Genomic DNA, 3441 nt, shown 5'->3' with positions numbered 1-3441 from the left:
CCCCCCTCCCCCTCCGCGCCGCCCGCTCCACCACCCCCATCATAACCTCCAAAACATCTCCGCGCCCCCCCCCCCCCCCCCCCCCCCCCCCCCCCCCCCCCCCCCCCCCGATTCTCGTCCCGGACCCGCCATATCGCGGTGGGTACCGTCACCCTCTCCCACCTGGATCGATGACATCGCATTTTCCGAGACATCCGCATGCCGTTTGTAAACTGGTCCATGGTTGAATGGCGTCGGGCGCATCGGCCGAGCCGAGCCGGCGATCGCCTCGGATGAACGAAGGGATGTGCGGCATTGCAGACCGGGATGGTGATTGCGATCATTCTGGTTGTAGTGCTGGTCGCATTGGCCTTGGTCTCCACATATCGCCTGGTCATGCTGCGTCGAGGCGGCACTGCGGCCATCCTGCGGGTACTCCCTGCACGCGGCGGCGAACGCTGGCGGCACGGCGTCATCCGATACGACGAGGATCATCTCGTCTTCTTCAAACTCACCAGCCTCAAGCTCGGTGCGGATTCGGTGATCCGGCGGCGCGGGATCGAGATCGGCGAACGTCGCGGCCCGCGGGGTGACGAGTACGACATCATGACCGACGCGATCTCGGTGATCGGTGTCTCGGACCGCAACGGCGACTACGAGCTGGCGTTGGACCGGGCCGCGCTGACCGCGTTTCTGTCGTGGGTCGAATCACGGCCTTCCGAACGCGCCCGCCGGCTTCGCGGCCACTGACCACCCGAATGTGGTGACGCCGGTGTCCGGCGGCACATAGAGGCAGCATCGGTAACCCGGTCCGGGACGCGGGGACCGTTTATGGTGGGTCCTGTGAGCGTGCATCTGACACGGATCTACACCCGAACCGGCGACGACGGGACGACCGGCCTCAGCGACTTCTCCCGAGTCGCCAAGACCGACCCCCGCTTGATCGCCTACGCCGACTGCGACGAGGCCAACGCCGCACTCGGTGTGGCGATCGCTCTCGGTGCGCCCGGCGCGGAGCTGGTCGCGGTGTTACGCCGTATCCAGAACGACCTGTTCGACGCGGGCGCCGATCTCTCGACGCCGTTGGTGCCGGACCCGGAATATCCGCCGTTGCGTATCACCGAGGCGTATATCGAGCGCCTGGAAACCTGGTGTGACGAGTTCAATGCCGAACTGGCACCACTGCATTCGTTCATCCTGCCCGGCGGGACGCCGTTGGCGGCGTTGCTGCATACGGCCCGCACGGTGGTTCGCCGGGCCGAGCGCTCGGCGTGGGCCGCGGTACAGGCCCATCCGGACGATACGAATGTCCTGCCGGCGAAGTACCTCAACCGATTGTCGGACCTGCTCTTCATCCTCAGCCGGTACACGAATCCGGAGGGTGACGTGCTCTGGCAGCCCGGCGGCGGACGCGCGGAGGCCGAACCCGCCGGGCGTAACGAGCCGGGAGCGGATTCCGGTACTTCGCCGGGGCCTGGTAACCCGCAGGGACACTGAGACGGCCCGGTTCCGTCAGCGGTGGTCGTGCCGGAGGGCTGCCGGGTCGAGCCCGGCGTCCGGCCCCGGCGTATTCGTGCGACCGGCATACTCGCGCGCACGTCTGCGCTCTATCCTTGCACCCACTGGTGCGCCGAATACTCGGAGAGGCGGCATGGAACGGTTTTTGGTAACTGGCGGCAACCGGCTGGTCGGTGAGGTCTCGGTCGGAGGCGCCAAGAACAGCGTCCTGAAACTGATGGCCGCGGCTCTGCTCACCGAAGGCACCACCACCATCACGAACTGCCCGGACATACTGGATGTTCCCTTGATGGCGGAGGTCCTGCGCGGTTTGGGCTGTGATGTCACGATCGCCGGGGATGTCGTCACCATCGATACTCCCGCCGAGCCCAAGTACCACGCCGATTTCCCGGCGGTGACCCAGTTCCGCGCGTCGGTCTGTGTCCTGGGGCCGCTGATGGCGCGGTGTAAACGTGCGGTGGTCGCGCTACCCGGCGGCGACGCGATCGGATCCCGGCCCCTCGATATGCACCAGGCAGGCCTGCGTCTGCTCGGGGCGACGAGCGAGATCGAACACGGATGTGTCGTCGCCCGCGCCGATGAGCTGCAGGGCGCCCGCATCCGGCTCGACTTCCCGTCGGTCGGGGCGACCGAGAACATCCTCATGGCCGCGGTGCTCGCGCAGGGGGAGACGGTGATCGACAACGCCGCGCGCGAACCCGACATCGTCGACCTGTGCACGATGCTCACCCAGATGGGTGCGCATATCCGGGGAGCCGGAACTTCGGTTCTGACGATTCAGGGCGTGAAGCGGCTCTCGCCGACCACGCACCGGGTGATCGGCGACCGGATCGTCGCCGCGACCTGGGGTATCGCCGCGGCCATGACCATGGGCGATGTCCGGGTCACCGGGGTGAATCCGCAGCATCTCGCCCTGGTCCTGGACAAGCTGCGCTCGGCCGGCGCGCGTATCTCGTTCGAACAGGACGGCTTCCGGGTGATCCAGGCAGATCGCCCCCGCGCGGTGAACTTCTCCACCCTGCCTTTCCCCGGCTTCCCCACCGATCTCCAGCCGATGGCCATCGGTCTGGCCGCGATCGCCGACGGCACGTCGATGATCACGGAGAACGTCTTCGAAGCACGGTTCCGGTTCGTCGAGGAGATGATCCGACTGGGTGCCGACGCCCGTACCGATGGGCATCACGCGGTCGTCCGTGGCATTCCGCGGTTGTCCAGTGCGCCGGTGTGGTCGTCCGATATCCGCGCCGGCGCCGGATTGGTTCTGGCCGGGCTGGTCGCCGACGGGGTCACCGAAGTGCACGATGTATTCCACATCGATCGCGGATATCCAGCCTTCGTGGAAAAGCTGCAGGCGCTCGGTGCCGATGTGGAACGCGTGGGTTCGGCAGCATGAGGGTTTCCAGGCCGTAACGGTGCGCGTGGGTATTACGTGAATGTCGCGATTTACCCACCGTGACCAGGCGATTTGACATCGAATTCGACGCCGCGTAACTTTATCCAAGTCAGAGCGACACGGACACCGACCCGGGGCCCGGAGCGAGGCGGAAACGCCGAGCCGGAGGGACCAGGGAAACGAGGTAGGACGAGGAGCGCCTGGCGATCACACTGGCTCGACCGGAACCCCCGATTTGCAATCGGGAAAACGGATGAGCTAAGCTTGAGAAGTTGCCTCACAGAAGCACCGGCCAGCCCGGATGTCGAAGTGTGTGCGTGTGTTCTTTGAGAACTCAATAGTGTGTTGATGAATGTCAGTGCCAAATTTTTGATTTGGTTTCGGTTCTTCATACCCCCGTGTGGAGGATTGAACATTTAAGTCAGCTAAATTCCAGCTGGCGATTGTTTTGCTAGGTTTTCGGACTCTAGTTTGTACTTTTGATTGCGCCTTCGGGTGTGATTGTGAGTCTTCAACGGAGAGTTTGATCCTGGCTCAGGACGAACGCTGGC

Annotated in this window: 2 protein-coding genes and 1 pseudogene; all 3 read left to right on the top strand. The window is 64.9% G+C overall.

The features are described 5' to 3' along the window. Positions 1 to 306 precede the first annotated feature (306 nt). Positions 307 to 729: a DUF2550 domain-containing protein gene (locus QH195_RS10550; protein WP_280424266.1), complete on the top strand. Its 423-nt coding sequence runs from the start codon at positions 307 to 309 to the stop codon at positions 727 to 729. A 93-nt stretch (positions 730 to 822) separates the two neighbouring features. Beyond that, a pseudogene (locus QH195_RS10545) lies at positions 823 to 1395 on the top strand (cob(I)yrinic acid a,c-diamide adenosyltransferase); the annotation flags it as partial. Positions 1396 to 1630: 235 nt separating this feature from the next. After that, positions 1631 to 2890 carry a UDP-N-acetylglucosamine 1-carboxyvinyltransferase gene (gene murA / locus QH195_RS10540; RefSeq protein ID WP_280424265.1) on the top strand — a complete coding sequence of 420 codons (1260 nt, stop codon included), beginning with the start codon at positions 1631 to 1633 and terminating at the stop codon, positions 2888 to 2890. The last annotated feature ends 551 nt before the right edge of the window (positions 2891 to 3441 follow it).

It is taken from the genome of Nocardia carnea (genome assembly GCF_029868855.1).
In the GTDB taxonomy this organism is placed as follows: Bacteria; Actinomycetota; Actinomycetes; order Mycobacteriales; family Mycobacteriaceae; genus Nocardia; species Nocardia carnea_A.
This window is presented reverse-complemented; position numbering and strand designations above follow the sequence as displayed.